The organism is Thaumasiovibrio clandestinus (genome assembly GCF_047250365.1).
Taxonomy (GTDB): domain Bacteria; phylum Pseudomonadota; class Gammaproteobacteria; order Enterobacterales; family Vibrionaceae; genus Thaumasiovibrio.
Genome location: NZ_JBLBVL010000013.1, coordinates 1 through 16990, shown reverse-complemented (window position 1 = coordinate 16990; position 16990 = coordinate 1). Strand labels below are relative to the sequence as shown.

Sequence of the window (16990 nt, the reverse complement as noted above, 5' to 3'; positions counted from 1 at the left end):
TTACCTCTGTACCCTACGCCAAATAATGTATAACAACTGCTCAGAAATTGAAAGGTGTTTATGTAGTTTTTTTTCATTCCACTCCCATAATCGTGCCAATTTCAACATTCACATCACAAGGTATAAATATTTCCAGCCTTAAAATAAATACTTACCTTCATTACGCTCAGAGCGAAAAAAAGCCGCTTAACGCGGCTTTTTTATCAATTAATGGGCCTCATCCCAATTATTTCCACTACCGGCCTCAGCAATCAGCGGGACATCTAAGGTGGCCGCGGCCTCCATCAGCGAACTCACTTGCCGTTCAGTATCTGCCAGCACATCTTCTCGAACTTCCAGTACCAATTCATCGTGTACCTGCATTAGCAAACGCACATTATCACCTTGCGTTGCCACCCAGTCAGCCACCAAGACCATGGCTTTCTTGATGATATCCGCAGCGGTTCCTTGCATTGGTGCATTGATCGCAGCACGTTCTGCCGCCTTACGGCGCATGCCATTGCGAGATTTAATTTCTGGCAAATATAAGCGGCGACCAAACAGGGTTTCAACATAGCCTTTCTCGGTCGCTAACTCGCGCGTACTATCCATATAGGCTTTTACGCCAGGATAACGCTCAAAATAGATATTCATATAATCTTGAGCTTCACCACGCGAAATTCCCAGTTGTTTGGCCAAGCCAAATGCGCTCATACCATAAATTAAGCCGAAGTTGATGGCCTTCGCGCGGCGACGCTGTTCGCTAGTCACATCTTCAATCGATACACCCATCACTTCTGCCGCTGTCGCTGCATGAATATCTCGACCGTGGGTAAACGCATCTAATAAGGCTTTATCGCCAGAAAGGTGCGCCATGATCCGCAGTTCAATTTGAGAGTAATCGACCGCGAGCACTTTATATCCCTTCGGTGCAATAAATGCCTGACGAATGCGGCGCCCTTCATCATTACGGATCGGGATATTTTGCAGGTTTGGATCGGTTGACGACAAGCGCCCTGTTGCGGTTACCGCTTGATGATAAGAGGTATGCACTCGGCCAGTGGCAGGATTAACCATCTTAGGCAGCTTATCGGTATAGGTCGATTTCAGCTTTGCTAAACCACGATACTCAAGAATGCACTTCGGCAACGGGTAATCTAACGCTAATTCTTGTAATACTTCTTCATTGGTTGAAGGAGCACCAGACGGCGTTTTCTTCACAATCGGCATACCCATCTTTTCAAACAAAATGGCTTGCAGTTGCTTAGGTGAACTTAAGTTAAATTCTTCTCCTGCAAGCTCAAACGCCTCTTTTTCCAAGGCTTTTAATCGAACATCGAGCTCTGCGGATTGAATATGTAATAACTGGCTATCAATAAGTACCCCGGTACGCTCCATTTGCGATAAAACGGGTACTAGAGGCACTTCTAGCTCATCATAAACACGGCGTAGTTCCGGTTCACTATCCAACTTGCTGTTAAGTACGTTGTGTAAGCGCAACGTGATGTCAGCGTCTTCCGCGGCATAAGGGCTCGCTTTATCTAACTCAATCTGATTAAACGTCAGCTGCTTTTTACCCTTACCTGCAATCTCTTCAAAGCTGATTGTTGAATGACTAAGGTAACGCTGTGCAAGGCTATCCATATCATGACGCCCGCCAACACTGTTATAGACATACGACGCTAGCATGGTATCAAAGCGAATGCCTTGCATCTGAATGCCGTAACGCGCCAAAATGCTGGCATCAAACTTAAGATTTTGCCCCACCTTTGGCTGTTGTGGATCTTCAAGCAGAGGCTTTAACTGGGCTAAAACCCAATCACGATCCAGTTGTGCTGGCGCATCAAGGTAGTCATGCGCGACAGGAACATAAGCGGCTTTACCCTCTTCAACCGCAAATGAAAGGCCAACTAAGTTCGCTGTCATGTAGTCTAGGCCGTCCGTTTCGGTATCAAATGCAATCACAGGCGCAGACTCTAGCGCTTGCAGCCAGCGAGAAAAGTCAGCTTCAGTCTGTACCGTTTCGTAACCGCTACGATCGATCTCGACCGCTGCGGCTTCTGCAGGCTCTGCCACCTCTGCAACGTTGTCTTGGCCACGCTTTAATTCGTCAATCCATCGCTTAAAGGCCAACTTAGTAAATAAGTTCATTAGGAGATCAGTATCCATCTCCCCTTTAACCAGTTGCTCAGGAGACAGCTCAAGTTCTACATCTAACTTGATGGTGGCCAGTTGATAAGATAGATATGCGTTTTCTTTATTCTCTGCCAGCTTTTTAGGCATGGTTTTCGAACCACGGAAGCCCAGCGCGGGAATAGCCTCTAAGTTGGCAAAGATCTGATCTAAACCGCCAATTCCCTGCAATAACGCTTTGGCGGTTTTTTCTCCCACCCCAGGCACGCCAGGAATGTTATCCACCTTGTCGCCCATTAGCGCCAAGTAGTCGATGATCAACTCAGGTCCAATTTCAAATTTATCAACAACACCTTGTGGATCCATCACGACACCGGTCATGGTATTGATCAAGGTGATATTCTCATCCACCAGCTGCGCCATATCTTTATCACCTGTGGAGATCAAAACAGGCATGCCCTTTTCCGACGCCTGTGTCGCCAATGTGCCGATCACGTCGTCAGCCTCAACCCCTTCGATCGCAATTAGCGGCAAGCCCATTGCGCGAATAAGTTGATGAAGCGGTTCGATCTGACTACGCAGATCATCAGGCATCGGTGGACGATGCGCTTTGTACTCAGGATAGATATCATCACGAAATGTCTTTCCTTTGGCATCAAAAATCACGGCAATACGATCAGTGTCTACTTGCTTAAGTAGGCTTTTGATCATATTAACAACACCATACACTGCGCCCGTTGGCTCGCCGTCTGCATTGGTAAAGTTAGGTGCAGCATGATAAGCACGATAGAGATATGATGAACCATCGATCAAGATAAGTGGATTGGATGGAATAGAAGCCATGATAAGGCAAGGTCCTTGCTAAATTTGAATGGGCAATAGAATGCCACGAGTTGCTAAGCGTGTTAAGCGATCGATCACTGAAATACAACGCACTCACCTTAATGCTCTTGTGGATAAGTATGTGTGTATTTATTTTTGCCTCGATGATCCTTTTGGTCACCCATAGCTCAAACGCCACTAAAGCACATATCAATCATAAACTTACACAAATCAATAGAAAGCAATCAAGGATCCGAATATGATCAATTGATGTGGAAAAAGTTAACAACTCAATACATTGTGTGCAATTTGCACTAAAGTCATTGAATTGGACAAGGAGTCGATCATGAAGAAAATTGCAGTTATTTTATCTGGATGTGGGGTCTTTGACGGTGCTGAAGTCAACGAGGTAATTCTCAGCTTACTCGCAATCGAGCAACAAGGGGCAACATGGCAAGCATTCGCACCCGATAAGCCTCAGTTTCATGTCATTGAGCACCATAGCGGCAATGAACAACAAGAGCAGCGTAACGTTTTGCGCGAAGCGGGACGCATCGTGCGCGGGGATATCCTTCCGTTGAGTCAATTGCTCGCTGATGACTATGATGCGCTTCTCGTCCCAGGTGGATTTGGCGTTGCTAAGAATTTGTCTGATTTTGCTTTCAAAGGCAGTGCCTGTGAGCTAGACCCTGATTTTAAAAAGGCCGCGAAAGACTTTGCCACCAATGAAAAGCCCGCAGGCTACCTTTGTATTGCACCAGCACTCACGCCACTAATTTATGGCCCCGGTGTCAAAGCGACACTCGGTCGTAATGATGATGATGCCGTCACTGCCTTTTCTGCACTTGGTGGCGAACATGTGGCCTGCCCAGTTGACGATTACGTACTGGATCAAAATCGACGTTTGTTAACAACCCCAGCTTATATGCTGGCAGAATCAATTAGCGAAGCGCAACGGGGGATCCAGCGCTTGGTTGGAAAACTGATCGAGTTGGCTTAATCCAGTCCCTCCCATTTCTATTGATACAAAAAAGCCGACATCAAATGTCGGCTTCTTTGGCATATTACGTTAGCATTTAAGCATGTTGAGCTGATGTCGATGGAGAGGCGTTAACGCTGGTCAGCTTCTTGACCAGATAATTTAACACCACGCCATACAAGGGAACAAAGAGCCCTAAACTAATCATCACTTTAAATACGTAATCTACCATTGCAATCTCTACCCAATGTTCAGCCATAAATGCATCAGGGCTATTGTAAAAAGCAATCGCAAAGAACGCGATGGTATCAAGGGCATTGCCTAGCAAGGTAGAGCAAGTTGGTGCAACCCACCATTGCTTGGTGGTGCGCAAACGGTTAAAGATTTGCACGTCCAAAATTTGCCCCAGTAAATAGGCCATGAAGCTTGCTGCTGCTATACGCGCCACAAACAAATTAAAGGCCCCTAACTGTGCAAAGCCTTGAAATTCACCTTGAAAGAAAATCACCGATAATGCATACGAAATCAGTAATGCGGGTAACATCACGACCGCAATAATACGACGTGCTAAACCTGCACCAAAAATGCGCACCGTAAGATCAGTAGCTAAAAAGATAAACGGAAAGGTAAAGGCACCCCAGGTGGTATGAAAACCAAAAACGGTGAATGGTAACTGAACTAAATAGTTACTTGATGCGATGATCAGCAAATGAAAGCTGACCAAATAGATAAGAGCCTTGCGCAACTGCGCGGGCGTAAACGTCTGCGTCATAATTGACCTTTTTGTTAATTGGGGGCGAGGGAACCCAAAAATCCCGATTGTCCTTGGCACTTAATGCCAAGAGGCGGAATTATACTGACTTAAGAATAAAAACCTAGCAATTTTGTTGCTATTTTCAGCGCAAACGTTTTCTTACTTCATGCCATGAATGGACGCCAGAAATGCAAGGACTTCGCTGTCTTCAGGGCGCTGAACTTCAAGCCAACACGATTGGCTGTAATCCTCCCCTTTCAACCACAAACGGCTACCTTCAAAGTCCACCAGCCAAATGTGCAAATCACTATCCTGCTGTTGCTCGATCAATGTCAGTTCAAGTTGAGCGATAAGCTGCAAAGCAAATATAGGGAACGAATCACTATCAAAAAAGGGCAACTGGAAACTAAGTACACCTGTTATAAGACACATTCTGTCAATCTCGACCATATCAATCACCCTAGTTTGTAACGCTATGTTGCTATGAGTATCAATGGGTGTCCAATGCCTATTCAAACGTGCTCGAACATGATGTGATCGCCACCACTATTGATTGGCATATCAATGGCACAGGGTAAATAGTTACCCATACGCAAGCTATTTGTTCGCACCCTTTGTGTGAATTACTGCCGGACACTATGTCCGGTTTTTTTTGCGGCTAATGGCGCTGACTGAGCAAGTGCGCTTCTATGACATCAAGAAATTGGTCGCCAAACTTCTCTAGCTTCCGCTGCCCGACGCCACTGACCGCCAAAAACTCCCCTGCAGATGTGGGCAGCATTTCGGCCATCTCCATCAGACTGGCATCAGTAAAGACCACATAGGGTGGAATATCCTCTTCATCAGCAATCGCTTTACGTAGCTGGCGTAATTTAGCAAACAGCTTTTTGTCGTAAAGACGCGTACTCTGCTTGTCCTGCTTGCTGCTGCGTGAGGTTAAATCTAGGCGCGGTACCGCTAATTCGAGTGGCAACTCACCACGTAATACTGGCCGTGCCTCTTCCGTTAACTGCAGGGTAGAGCTACGCGTAATATTCTGCACCAAAAAACCACGGTGGATTAACTGTCGCAAAATACTAACCCAGTATTCATGGCTATGCTCTCGACCAATACCATATGTCGACAGCTTGTCGTGACCATGATCGCGTATACGCTGGTTATGTAAGCCTCTCAGCACGTCAACCACATAACCAATACCAAAGCTTTGCTTAACTCGATAAACGCAAGACAAGGCTTTTTGGGCAACTTCGACTCCACTAAACTTTTTCGGTGGGTCGAGGCAAATATCGCAGTTGCCACACGGCTCTTCGCGAAACTCACCAAAATAATTCAGCAACACTTGCCGACGACAAGTTTGTGCTTCTGCAAACGCTCCCATCGCATGCAACTTGTGGGCTTCAATTTGCTTTTGCGGCCCATCATCCTTTTCATCCAAAATACGCCGTAGCCATGCCATATCTGAAGGATCGTAGAGCATCATTGCTTCGGCTGGCACACCATCTCGTCCTGCCCGACCTGTCTCTTGATAATAAGACTCGATGTTACGTGGAATGTCATAATGGACAACGTAGCGAACGTTTGACTTGTTGATGCCCATGCCAAAAGCCACAGTTGCCACCACAACTTGTATATCATCTCGCTGAAACGCATCTTGCACACGTTGGCGTTCCGTCATCTCTAGTCCCGCATGATAAGCTGCAGCCCGAATATGGTTGTCACACAATTTTTCTGCCAACTGCTCAACTCGCTTACGAGAATTGCAATAGATGATGCCGCACTGACCGCGCTGTGTCGTAACATAACGTACCAACTGCGCTAACGGTTTGTGCTTTTCAATCAGGTTATAGCGGATATTGGGCCGATCGAAACTGCCCAAGTGCACGCATGGTGCCTGCATCGCCAGTCGAGTCTGAATATCTTGCCTTGTTGCATCATCGGCTGTGGCAGTTAACGCCATGACCGGTACTGTGGTGAAATGCTGCCTTAGCTGACCTAATGCCGCATATTCAGGGCGAAAATCATGCCCCCATTGAGAAATACAATGTGCCTCATCGACAGCAATCAACGACACAGGGAGTCGTGATAAGTGCTCGATAAAGTCGCGCATCAGTACGCGCTCTGGTGACACATAAACGAGCTTAAGTTCTCCGTTATACATGGCATTGAAGGTGCCTACCAATTCATCACGCGACATCGTTGAGTTGATGCATGCCGCCGCGACCCCATTCGCTCTAAGCTGATCGACCTGATCTTTCATCAGCGAAATAAGGGGAGATATGACCAATGTTAAGCCCGGTAAGATCAAAGCTGGCACTTGGTAACATAACGACTTGCCTCCCCCGGTTGGCATAATTACCAAGCAATCTTGTCTATTGATTACCGCAGAAATAACACGCTCTTGCCCTTCACGAAACGCGTCATAACCAAAAACAGTTTCCAGTATTTGTTGTGGCGTTTTCGGCGGGGGTATGGCTAAAGCAGCATCACTCATGTAGGCACTCTCTGATTGGCATAGCTGGTCATTCTAACCGCAAGCTGGCATTGCAACCACCCCTTCACACATTCCAAGGGGAAATGATTGTCGTAAAAGCCAACATGGCTTTATACTGCGCACGAGTTTACCGATAGCCCTATCATTTCGCCCTAAGAGACACAAGTATGAACCAACAATCACAAGCCCAACGTGGGGTCATTCTGGCATTGGCCGCCTATACCATGTGGGGGGTTGCACCGATCTATTTTAAATCGGTCTCTCAAGTCAACCCAATGGAGATCCTTAGCCATCGGATTATCTGGTCATTCTTTCTTCTCGGTGGACTACTCTCTTTTACCAACGGTTGGCCGCGTGTTCAGCAGGTATTGCGTCGCCCTACCCAACGCAAACTGCTACTACTCACCGCATTATTAGTGGGAGGCAACTGGCTCACTTTTATCTGGGCTATCGGCAATAATCGCATGCTAGAAGCCAGTTTAGGGTACTTTATTAACCCTATATTCAATGTGACTCTTGGTATGCTATTCCTAAAAGAGCGATTGCGCCCAATGCAGTGGATCGCCGTTGCGTTATCCGCAACAGGGGTGGTCATTCAGGTCATTAATTTTGGGTCTGTCCCTTGGGTTTCGCTAGTATTAGCAGGCAGTTTTGGTTGCTATGGTTTACTGCGCAAGAAGATCAATGTCGGTGCTGAGGAAGGGCTTTTCATTGAAACAGCTGTCATCGTTCCATTAGCGCTAGCCTATTTATGGCTGTCTCCTTCTGAGACTTCTAATCTGTTTAATAATACCGTGTCTCTGAATGTTTTACTGATGGCGGCGGGCATTGTCACCACCCTGCCATTACTCTGCTTTACAGGCGCAGCGACCAAATTAAACTTATCCACACTGGGTTTTTTCCAGTATATCGGGCCGAGTCTAATGTTCATCTTAGCGATTAGTGTGTATGGCGAAACACTGGCACTAGATGATATCTCCACTTTCGCCTTTATTTGGTGCGCCTTAGTTATCTTTACTGTTGATGCCGTGAGGTTTACGCGTCGTCAGCGGCTAACACGCCAAAAAACACGTTGAGCCTTCAGGTAGTGCAATAAACATGGATACTATCAGCCATCACCTCACGGAAGTGAGTGCGATTAGCCTTATTGATGCAAATTTTTCTGATTTTGCATTCAAGCGTCATTATCACCTCGATTACCATATTGGGTTGGTGACGCGTGGGCAGCAACACTATTTTTATCGCGGTGAACGACATTATGCGGGACCGGGAACAATCGTGTTACTTCCCCCTGACGAGATCCATGACGGGCAAGCAGCTTGCCAGCAAGGCTATCAGGTTAAGATTTTTGATATTGAACCCGACTGGCTACATCAGCTTGCAGAGGTGCAAAGTAATCAATTGGCTTTTCAAGCGCACAATGTCAATGATCCCATGTTGTTTCATCAATTGAATACACTACATGAATCGCTGCACAATCAGCAGTTTTCTACCCTTGGTAAAGATTGCTTAAGCGGCGAGGCGTTCGCGTTACTATTACACCGCTATGCCAAAGCACGACCTCGTGAAGACTTTCAGCTTGGACACAAAAGGCTAACTCAAATTAGAGAATATCTCGAAGCGCATTTAAGCGAAAAAATCACCCTCGAACAGCTGGCGGATCTATGCCAACTCAGTCATACCCAGCTACTACGACAATTCAAAAAAACGACCCAGATGACGCCTTATGCTTATCTAGCCCGTTTACGCCTTGAGCGCGCCATGCAACTCATCCGTCATGGGGAAAGAAGCACGGATGTCGCACATAAGATAGGCTTTTATGATCAAGCCCACTTTGTAAAAGCATTCAAACAGACGTTTGGCATTACGCCGAGCCAGTTGCAACGTTAAGTGAAGACGCTTTCTTTGCATTCATCCAACACCTCTAGCACCACGAAAGGAAATCATTATGGCTGACTTATTTGCCCTATTTCCCCTCTTCACGATTCACTTTGTTGCCCTTATGAGCCCAGGGCCTGACTTTGCGTTAGTGGTACAAAATACGACCCGCTATGGACGCAATACGGGGTTAATGGTTGCACTAGGGTTGTCGTGCGGCATTTTAACGCATGCCACTCTGACCCTTTCTGGCGTCAGTCTACTGATCTCGAATCACCAAGTGTTATTTCGTGCTTTACAAACTGCAGGAGGTTGCTATCTTCTGTGGCTCGGTATTGGTGCAATAAACGGTTTGCGTCGCCCACGCCAAACGCTGCCAAGCATGAATAAAACCGAGCGTATTCACAGTCGTCAACACGCTTTCCTCAAAGGTTTTTCCACCAACATGCTAAACCCCAAGGCTTTGGTTTTCTTTGTTAGCTTACTTTCTACTTTAGTTCCAACAGATCTAAATACGACCACTAAAATTGCAGCGATTTGCATCCTATGGGCGCTCTCCTTTACTTGGTTCGCCTTTTTAGCTTGGGTTTTAACAGGCAAGCAGATACAGCAGGCGCTAACACGTCTTGTTCCGTATATTGATGGGTCTTGTGGAGTACTTTTTACCGCAACAGGTGGTAGCTTAATCTGGCAAACGATTGCTTAAGCAGTGCAACACACTTAAACTGCGCCAGAACTTCGCTTTATTCACTATTTAATAGGGAGATCCATGAAACAATTTGCCTTTACTGCACTACTGTTAATGCTCGCGGGTTGTGCCAACCATGACTACAATGCCTCATTAATCATCCACAATGGTCAAGTGTTAACCGTTGATGCCGCACATACGCGATTCGATGACGGAGTTGTGGTGATTAAAGACGATCGCATTGTGGCAGTCGGCCAATCAGAGCTACTGAATCAATACCGTGCTCCAGAAATGATCGATGCCCAGCAAGGCATCGTTATGCCAGGCATGATCAATACTCATAACCATTTACCAATGATTGCCTTTCGTGGCCTAGGTGAAGAGGGAATCGAAAACCGCCTCTTCGCTTACTTCTTTCCACTTGAAGGAGAGAAACTGAGTCGCGAATTGATTTATAACGCCACTCGACTAGGTGCGACGGATTTAGCCTTAAGCGGTGTTACCACTTACGCCGACATGTACTACCACATGGATGAGATGGCTCGAGCAACAAAAGAAGTCGGCATCCGTGGCGTACTCGGACAAACGGTCATTAAATTTCCCGTTGTCGATGCCCCAGACGCACTTGCAGGTTATCACTACGCGATTGATTTTATTGAACAATACCATGACGATGAGCTAATTACCCCCGCCTTTGCTCCCCACGCGGTCTATACCGTTAGCGAAGACATGCTTCAGAAAATTTCTGCTTCAGCAAAGCATTACGACGTACCAGTCCTAATCCATGTCGATGAGTTTGATAATGAAGCAGAACGTATTGAAGGTAATGATGAGCATCTCTCCCCCGTGGCATGGCTCAACGAGATCGGTGTACTGGATGAACGCATGGTATTAGCGCACGCTATTCATATTTCAGAACAAGATATGGCGTTAATTCAAGCCGCTGATGCCAGTGTGGCGTATAACCCAATGGCCAACGCGAAAGGCGCAACAGGTATTGCACCAGTATGGCAAATGCTACAACACGACCTGCGTGTCGGCTTGGGGACGGATGGGCCGATGAGTTCTAATCAAGTCGACCTATGGCGCACGTTAAGCTACGCCAGCAGTATGCAACGTCTCAAGTATCAAGACCGTACCATTATGGTTCCAGAAACGGTGATTGAAATGGCCACCATGGGAGGTGCTCGAGCACTGCATATGGAAGATGAAATTGGCTCGCTTGAGGTGGGTAAAAAAGCCGATCTCATTATTGTTGAGACGCAATCAACCAATATGAAACCGAACTATGACCCTTATGCAACTCTTGTCTTTCAGGCAAACCCCTCTAATGTCGATGCAACCATTGTGAATGGTCGGGTCATCGTCAAAGCGCGTGAGCTGCAAACGGCAAACATGGCGGATATCGATGCAAAGATGTCTATCATAGAACAAGATATCGCTGACTTCGCTCGAGACTTGGCCATCAAAGCTAAACAAATGTAGCCAGCATCTCCATCTTCGATGACAGTAAGTAGCAAAAAAGCGGCTTTACGCCGCTTTTTATTTATAAGCCCTTTCGTTGTAGGGTCTGCTTAACCAGAATACGCGTGGTGCCAATCTTTCCATACCACTTGAAAGCCACGCTGCTGAACAGCAGACGCGACTTGAGCTGCCGTACGTTCATCACTTATCGCAAACTGCTCCAGCTCCTCGGCAACATTATCTGCATACCCACCCGGCTGTGTCTTCGATTCTGCAGACATCGTAGTAACACCAAGCGGTAAAACATTATCTCTAAACGATGCAGATTCGCGGGTTGATAGCGATAACTCGACCTCAGGATTTAATAGTCGATATGCACACATTAACTGAACGAGCTGTCGATCGTTCATCACTGATTTGGGCTGCACACCGCCTTCACAAGGGCGCAAACGAGGAAACGATATCGAATAACGCGTCTGCCAATAAGTACGCTCTAAATAATCTAAGTGCGCGGCAACATAGAAACAATCTGTACGCCATTCATCCAGACCAATTAAGGCTCCGATACCAATCTTATCGATACCAGCTTGCGCCAAGCGATCTGGGGTTTGCAGACGATAATGAAAATCTCTTTTCTTGCCACGTAAGTGGTGCTCAGCATAGGTATATGAGTTATACGTTTCCTGATAGACCATCACTGCATCTAAGCCTAATGTTTTCAGCTCAGCATACTCTTCACGCTCTAGCGGCTGAACCTCCATTGCGAGGTAGCTGAATTGTGACTTCACAATGGGTAGAATCTCGCGAAAATACGCCATGCCCACTTTACGCTCATGTTCACCAGTCACTAACAAGATATTATCAAATTGTAGTGCTTTAATCGCAGTGCACTCACGCTCAACTTCGTTCGCATCGAGTATTCGGCGCTTAAGCCTATTTTCCATTGAAAAGCCGCAATAAGTACAAGCATTCGCACATAAGTTGGATAAATAAAGAGGAACATAGAAACCAACCGTATTGCCGAAACGCTTTCGCGTTAATGCTGAGGACAGCTGGGCCATCTGCTCTAGGTACGGCTCTGCCGCTGGCGAGATCAGTGCTTTAAAGTCCTCCAAATCTCGCTTGGGTTTATGCAATGCACGTTCAACATCTTCAGCTGTCTTACTATATATTGACAGCCGAATATCATCCCAACTCATCTGGCTAAAAATATCAGAAAACGTCTTCATGGCTTAATCCAGAAATGCGGTTAATGGACTCGATGCGACCGCATGATTCACTGTCCCAGCCAATCCGGCTTCATACGCAATGCGTCCGGCTTCAACAGCCAGTTTGAATGCCTTACCCATCGCGACAGGATCAGCCGCAGCAGCAATCGCTGTGTTAACCAGCACCGCATCAGCCCCCATCTCCATTGCCTCGGCTGCGTGTGATGGCGCACCGATTCCCGCATCAACGATCACAGGTACATTAGCCTGATCAATAATGATTTCTAAGAAATCTCTTGAAGCAAGCCCCTTATTGCTACCAATTGGCGCTCCTAATGGCATTACAGCTGCGCACCCCACCTCTTCGAGGCGTTTGCACAACACGGGATCGGCATGACAATAAGGTAGCACGATGAAACCCAGTTTAACCAACGACTCTGCCGCTGCCAGCGTTTCGATCGGATCAGGCATTAAGTACTTAGGATCAGGGTGTATTTCGAGTTTTAGCCAGTTTGTACCTAGGGCTTCTCGCGCGAGTTGAGCGGCAAAAACCGCTTCTTTGGCATTTTTTGCTCCAGAGGTATTTGGCAACAGGTTGACACCTGCGGCACGTAGCGGGGCCAAAATATCATCATCACGATTATCAAGATCGACTCGTTTAAGTGCCATCGTGACCAACTCTGATCCCGAGGTGATGATAGACTCCGCCATACTTTCACGGTTAGCGTACTTACCTGTGCCGGTAAATAGACGCGAACTAAATGTTTTATCAGCAATTGTTAACATGTTAGCCTCCGGCGATCGCTTGAAACAACGCAATCTCATCGCCATCATTGAGCAAATGCGTGGCCCACTGTTCGCGGGCAATAATTTCTTGATTCACGGCAACGGCAGACGCCCCTTTCGGCATCTGTAACTGCACCAATAAATTGGCAATTGTCGACTGTTCAGTCACTAAAACAGGCTTATCATTTACCTTAATCATGCACTGAGTCATACCTTTTCCTTATTACAAATTGGGCATTGTGGATTAGCTGGCAACTTAAAGCTCTGCCACTCCAGACTTAGCCCATCAAACTGTTTTAGATAGCCAAAAGCGGGCTCTCCCGCTGCGGTAATTACCTTAAGCGCTTCTAGTGCCTGCATGGTTCCAAGCACACCAACAACAGGGCCTGCAATACCAGACTCACTGCAGTTTTGTGGCTCTTCGGCGACACCAGCAGGGAATAAGCAATGATAGCAAGGGCCACTTTCGTGACGAAAATCAAAGGGCATCAACTGCCCTTGCCAGCGAATAGCTGCTGCCGATATGAGTACTTTTTTCTGTTCGAAACAGACCTTATTTATTGCATGACGAGTGACAAAATTATCGCTGCAATCTAATACAATGTCTGCCATGCTCACCTCGATAGCAAGCCTATCACCATGCAATGCTGCGGTCACCGCTCTCGCATGAACCAAAGGATTCAGTGCGCGAATTTGTGCTACGGCAGTCATCGCTTTACTCTCGCCCTGATGTTCAGTTCGATATATCACCTGTCGTTGCAGGTTTGAGGTGTCAACGACATCACCATCCGCGATCACTAACGAACCAACACCTGCCGCTGCTAAATAAAGCGCAGCGGGAGATCCAAGACCACCGGCACCAACCAGAAGGACACGTGCATTCTTTAGCGCTGCCTGACCGTTTTCACCAACCTCAGGCAAACGAATTTGACGGTTATAGCGCAAAAAAGCCTCATCAGTTAGCATGATTGATTTCCTTGTTAACGTACGAGTAGCTGATTAAATGCGTTGACTTGCTCTTCGAGAGCATCAGCATGCGTAATTGCCCGAACAACAGCAATGGCATTAACACCAGTTTGCCAGACTTGCTCCACATTACTTAAATCAATACCACCAATCGCAACGGTCGGATAAGCGTTTTTAACCGTCGCTAAATGCTCTGCTAATTGAGCAACACCTTGCGGCGGTGTCGGCATCTGCTTGGTTGGGGTTGGAAAAATATGCCCTATCGCCACATAGCTAGGTACTATGCTCAATCCTCTTTCCAGCTCTTGCGCGGTTCGTGTTGATACGCCGAGATGTAATCCAGCCTCGGCAAGAGCATTAAGGTCTGCGCTATCCAAATCTTCTTGCCCAAGGTGAACACCGTAGGCTTTATGCTTTAACGCCAATGACCAATAGTCATTGATGTAGACTTGAGCGTTATATTCACGCCCAAGGCGTATCGCCTCAATAATCTGATCTTCTAAATCTGACTGCTGGGGGTCTTTAATTCGCAGTTGTACCGTTTTCACCCCTAACGGTAAAAGGCGAGCGATCCAATCAACATGATCGACTACGGGGTAGAGTGGCCCTATGCCACCCTCAATGGTTGGAAATGCAATCATAATTTCTCCACTTGGTGATAGAGGTCGCTTCCTCTATCACGAAATTCCTGTGCTTTCGTTTGCATGCCTTGCGTTGAGTTGTCGAGTACTTCAACTTTCGCAGCGGCATAGTCACGCACTTCTTGTGATATTTTCATTGAACAAAATTTCGGCCCACACATTGAACAAAAATGTGCCACTTTGCCAGACTGTTGTGGCAACGTCTCATCGTGATATCGGCGTGCTGTCTCTGGGTCAAGACTCAAATTAAACTGATCTTCCCACCTAAATTCAAAACGTGCTTTAGACAATGCGTTATCTCGAACTTGTGCCCCTGGGTGTCCCTTAGCAAGATCTGCAGCATGGGCACATAGCTTGTAGGTTATTAGGCCAGTCTTTACATCTTGCTTATTAGGTAGCCCTAAATGTTCTTTTGGCGTGACATAACATAACATGGCACAACCATACCAGCCGATCATTGCGGCACCTATGCCTGACGTAATATGATCATACCCCGGAGCAATATCCGTTGTCAGTGGACCAAGGGTATAGAAGGGAGCCTCATGGCAGTGCTTCAACTGCTCAGTCATGTTCTCTTGAATCATATGCATTGGCACATGTCCCGGGCCTTCCACCATAACTTGTACGTCATACTTCCATGCTATTTTTGTCAGCTCACCCAGTGTACGCAACTCACTAAACTGGGCGTCATCATTCGCATCAGCGACGGAGCCGGGACGCAGCCCATCACCTAACGACAAAGCAATGTCATACTGAGCGCAGATCTGACAAATTTCTTCGAAATGGGTATATAAAAAGTTCTCTTGATGGTGCGCTAAGCACCATTTTGCCATGATTGAGCCGCCTCGAGATACGATACCGGTCACGCGATTCGCTGTCATTGGGATATAACGCAATAATACCCCAGCATGGAGAGTAAAATAGTCGACACCTTGCTCTGCTTGCTCAAGCAACGTATCTCGAAAAAGCGCCCAAGTGAGGTTCTCAGCAATCCCATTAACTTTTTCCAACGCTTGATACATAGGAACAGTGCCGATTGGAACTGGGCTATTACGTAATATCCATTCGCGAGTCTCATGGATATTACGACCTGTTGATAAGTCCATGACGGTATCGGCCCCCCAACGAGTAGACCAGACCAGTTTTTCAACCTCTTCCTCAATCGATGAGCTGACAGCCGAGTTACCAATATTTGCATTCACCTTAACCAAAAAATTTCGCCCAATAATCATTGGTTCAGACTCTGGATGGTTAATATTCGAAGGGATAATTGCACGACCTTCTGCAACCTCTTGTCTGACGAACTCTGGCGTTATTTCTTTTGGCAAGCAAGCTCCAAAACCGACACCAGCGTGTTGCTGATTTAAAACACTATCATTGTATCGCACCCGCCCCATGTTCTCTCGAATTGCAATAAATTCCATTTCTGGGGTGATAATTCCCTGACGGGCATAATGCAATTGAGTAACACAACAACCTGGCTTTGCGCGTCGAATACGTGCGCGATGCTGGAAACGCAAATCATCTAAAGAGTCGTCCTCTAAACGTGTTTTGCTATAGGAAGAACTCTGCTTTGTAAGAAGTATTGTATCTTCACGCTCCTCTATCCAACCATCACGTATAGCTGGTAACCCTGAATAAATATCAATCTGTTTTGCAGGATCGGTATAAGATCCGGAGGTGTCATAGACACGTATTGCATCGTTAGCTTCATAGGTAGGGTTATTTGTTGCCCCCCCAACCAAGCTATCACTAACACTAATCTCACGCATCGGAACACGTATGTCATTACGGCTGCCAGTCACATAGACTTTTTTAGAGCTGGGATAGGCCTGTGCCGTTAGCGAATCAATATAATTTTTTGCAGTTAAGCGGGCTTGTTTACGAGTCGACATAGCAATTTCCTTTTTATCCTTAATGGGAAAGTGCTTATCGGATAGGTGCTTTAGAGCGTACGTCGACACAGTGTGCGACGAAAACAGCATGCTCTTGTTCCCTTCGCAGGTATTAGCCTGATCAGGTTCAACGGATCCTGCTTTCGCAGTCTCAGCCATTTGGCACTCCGACAAGTTGATAAATGCAGTATATGGACAATTTATCAGCACAGCAAGGGAATTAAACCTCACATAGAAGAGCTGTCGATGTCGACACAAAAGAGAGCATGCTGCATAAGCAGGAAACGGGCGAATAAAAATAACGAC

The 16990-nt window shown here is 46.6% G+C and carries 15 protein-coding genes and 1 riboswitch; of the genes, 5 read left to right on the top strand and 10 right to left on the bottom strand.

Annotated elements, in window-relative coordinates:
* Nucleotides 1-207: 207 nt before the first annotated feature.
* Nucleotides 208-2955, bottom strand: coding sequence for a DNA polymerase I (gene polA, locus ACKLNH_RS15250; protein ID WP_413113121.1), 2748 nt, complete (start codon nucleotides 2953-2955; stop codon nucleotides 208-210).
* A 325-nt stretch (nucleotides 2956-3280) separates the two neighbouring features.
* Here polA and elbB point away from each other — a divergent pair, with 325 nt between their 5' ends.
* Complete coding sequence (gene elbB, locus ACKLNH_RS15245; RefSeq protein ID WP_413113120.1) at nucleotides 3281-3934, top strand: isoprenoid biosynthesis glyoxalase ElbB; 654 nt, start codon at nucleotides 3281-3283, stop codon at nucleotides 3932-3934.
* Between the two features lie 76 nt (nucleotides 3935-4010).
* Here elbB and ACKLNH_RS15240 read toward each other — a convergent pair whose 3' ends face one another.
* From ACKLNH_RS15240 to recQ, 3 genes are all read right to left on the bottom strand, one after another.
* Entirely contained in the window at nucleotides 4011-4685 is a 675-nt protein-coding gene (locus tag ACKLNH_RS15240) for a 7-cyano-7-deazaguanine/7-aminomethyl-7-deazaguanine transporter (RefSeq protein ID WP_413113119.1), read from the bottom strand.
* Nucleotides 4686-4826: 141 nt separating this feature from the next.
* On the bottom strand, nucleotides 4827-5117 hold the full coding sequence (locus ACKLNH_RS15235; protein ID WP_413113118.1) for a DUF3630 family protein: 291 nt from the start codon (nucleotides 5115-5117) through the stop codon (nucleotides 4827-4829).
* A gap of 208 nt (nucleotides 5118-5325) precedes the next feature.
* Entirely contained in the window at nucleotides 5326-7158 is a 1833-nt protein-coding gene (gene recQ, locus ACKLNH_RS15230; protein ID WP_413113117.1) for an ATP-dependent DNA helicase RecQ, read from the bottom strand.
* A gap of 167 nt (nucleotides 7159-7325) precedes the next feature.
* On the opposite strand from recQ, the gene rarD reads away from it, so the two are divergent.
* The 4 genes from rarD (at nucleotide 7326) to ACKLNH_RS15210 (ending at nucleotide 11209) form a co-directional block, all read left to right on the top strand.
* Nucleotides 7326-8234 (top strand): EamA family transporter RarD, encoded by a 909-nt coding sequence (rarD, locus tag ACKLNH_RS15225; protein WP_413113116.1) that lies wholly within the window; start codon nucleotides 7326-7328, stop codon nucleotides 8232-8234.
* Nucleotides 8235-8256: 22 nt separating this feature from the next.
* Nucleotides 8257-9048, top strand: coding sequence for an AraC family transcriptional regulator (locus tag ACKLNH_RS15220; protein ID WP_413113115.1), 792 nt, complete (start codon nucleotides 8257-8259; stop codon nucleotides 9046-9048).
* Between the two features lie 58 nt (nucleotides 9049-9106).
* Nucleotides 9107-9742, top strand: coding sequence for a LysE family translocator (locus ACKLNH_RS15215; protein WP_413113114.1), 636 nt, complete (start codon nucleotides 9107-9109; stop codon nucleotides 9740-9742).
* Nucleotides 9743-9805: 63 nt separating this feature from the next.
* The gene (locus ACKLNH_RS15210) at nucleotides 9806-11209 is read left to right on the top strand and encodes an amidohydrolase family protein (RefSeq protein ID WP_413113113.1); all 1404 of its coding nucleotides are present in this window, start codon (nucleotides 9806-9808) and stop codon (nucleotides 11207-11209) included.
* Between the two features lie 89 nt (nucleotides 11210-11298).
* Here the strand turns inward: ACKLNH_RS15210 and thiH are convergent, their stop codons facing one another.
* The 6 genes from thiH to thiC are packed head-to-tail and all read right to left on the bottom strand — an operon-like array spanning nucleotide 11299 to nucleotide 16684.
* A complete protein-coding gene (thiH, locus tag ACKLNH_RS15205) occupies nucleotides 11299-12417 on the bottom strand; it encodes a 2-iminoacetate synthase ThiH (RefSeq protein ID WP_413113112.1) in 1119 nt (372 codons plus the stop codon).
* Nucleotides 12418-12420: 3 nt separating this feature from the next.
* Nucleotides 12421-13182 carry a thiazole synthase gene (locus tag ACKLNH_RS15200; RefSeq protein ID WP_413113111.1) on the bottom strand — a complete coding sequence of 254 codons (762 nt, stop codon included), beginning with the start codon at nucleotides 13180-13182 and terminating at the stop codon, nucleotides 12421-12423.
* A gap of 1 nt (nucleotide 13183) precedes the next feature.
* A complete protein-coding gene (thiS, locus tag ACKLNH_RS15195) occupies nucleotides 13184-13393 on the bottom strand; it encodes a sulfur carrier protein ThiS (protein WP_413113110.1) in 210 nt (69 codons plus the stop codon).
* Nucleotides 13390-14148 carry a HesA/MoeB/ThiF family protein gene (locus ACKLNH_RS15190; RefSeq protein ID WP_413113109.1) on the bottom strand — a complete coding sequence of 253 codons (759 nt, stop codon included), beginning with the start codon at nucleotides 14146-14148 and terminating at the stop codon, nucleotides 13390-13392. The genes thiS and ACKLNH_RS15190 overlap by 4 nt, the downstream gene beginning before the upstream one ends.
* 14 nt (nucleotides 14149-14162) lie before the next feature.
* The gene (thiE, locus tag ACKLNH_RS15185; protein WP_413113108.1) at nucleotides 14163-14789 is read right to left on the bottom strand and encodes a thiamine phosphate synthase; all 627 of its coding nucleotides are present in this window, start codon (nucleotides 14787-14789) and stop codon (nucleotides 14163-14165) included.
* Entirely contained in the window at nucleotides 14786-16684 is a 1899-nt protein-coding gene (thiC, locus tag ACKLNH_RS15180; protein ID WP_413113107.1) for a phosphomethylpyrimidine synthase ThiC, read from the bottom strand. The genes thiE and thiC overlap by 4 nt, the downstream gene beginning before the upstream one ends.
* Before the next feature lie 81 nt (nucleotides 16685-16765).
* Nucleotides 16766-16864: riboswitch (TPP riboswitch) on the bottom strand.
* Between the last annotated feature and the right edge of the window lie 126 nt (nucleotides 16865-16990).

What these genes read in the sequence shown, in the direction of transcription:
- elbB (WP_413113120.1), top strand. Translation starts at nt 3,281, where the DNA reads ATGAAGAAAATTGCAGTTATTTTATCTGGATGTGGGGTCTTTGACGGT.
- rarD (WP_413113116.1), top strand. Translation starts at nt 7,326, where the DNA reads ATGAACCAACAATCACAAGCCCAACGTGGGGTCATTCTGGCATTGGCC.
- ACKLNH_RS15240 (WP_413113119.1), bottom strand. Translation starts at nt 4,685, where the DNA reads ATGACGCAGACGTTTACGCCCGCGCAGTTGCGCAAGGCTCTTATCTAT.
- thiS (WP_413113110.1), bottom strand. Translation starts at nt 13,393, where the DNA reads ATGACTCAGTGCATGATTAAGGTAAATGATAAGCCTGTTTTAGTGACT.
- ACKLNH_RS15210 (WP_413113113.1), top strand. Translation starts at nt 9,806, where the DNA reads ATGAAACAATTTGCCTTTACTGCACTACTGTTAATGCTCGCGGGTTGT.
- thiE (WP_413113108.1), bottom strand. Translation starts at nt 14,789, where the DNA reads ATGATTGCATTTCCAACCATTGAGGGTGGCATAGGGCCACTCTACCCC.
- ACKLNH_RS15215 (WP_413113114.1), top strand. Translation starts at nt 9,107, where the DNA reads ATGGCTGACTTATTTGCCCTATTTCCCCTCTTCACGATTCACTTTGTT.
- ACKLNH_RS15220 (WP_413113115.1), top strand. Translation starts at nt 8,257, where the DNA reads ATGGATACTATCAGCCATCACCTCACGGAAGTGAGTGCGATTAGCCTT.
- thiC (WP_413113107.1), bottom strand. Translation starts at nt 16,684, where the DNA reads ATGTCGACTCGTAAACAAGCCCGCTTAACTGCAAAAAATTATATTGAT.
- ACKLNH_RS15200 (WP_413113111.1), bottom strand. Translation starts at nt 13,182, where the DNA reads ATGTTAACAATTGCTGATAAAACATTTAGTTCGCGTCTATTTACCGGC.
- ACKLNH_RS15235 (WP_413113118.1), bottom strand. Translation starts at nt 5,117, where the DNA reads ATGGTCGAGATTGACAGAATGTGTCTTATAACAGGTGTACTTAGTTTC.
- recQ (WP_413113117.1), bottom strand. Translation starts at nt 7,158, where the DNA reads ATGAGTGATGCTGCTTTAGCCATACCCCCGCCGAAAACGCCACAACAA.
- polA (WP_413113121.1), bottom strand. Translation starts at nt 2,955, where the DNA reads ATGGCTTCTATTCCATCCAATCCACTTATCTTGATCGATGGTTCATCA.
- thiH (WP_413113112.1), bottom strand. Translation starts at nt 12,417, where the DNA reads ATGAAGACGTTTTCTGATATTTTTAGCCAGATGAGTTGGGATGATATT.
- ACKLNH_RS15190 (WP_413113109.1), bottom strand. Translation starts at nt 14,148, where the DNA reads ATGCTAACTGATGAGGCTTTTTTGCGCTATAACCGTCAAATTCGTTTG.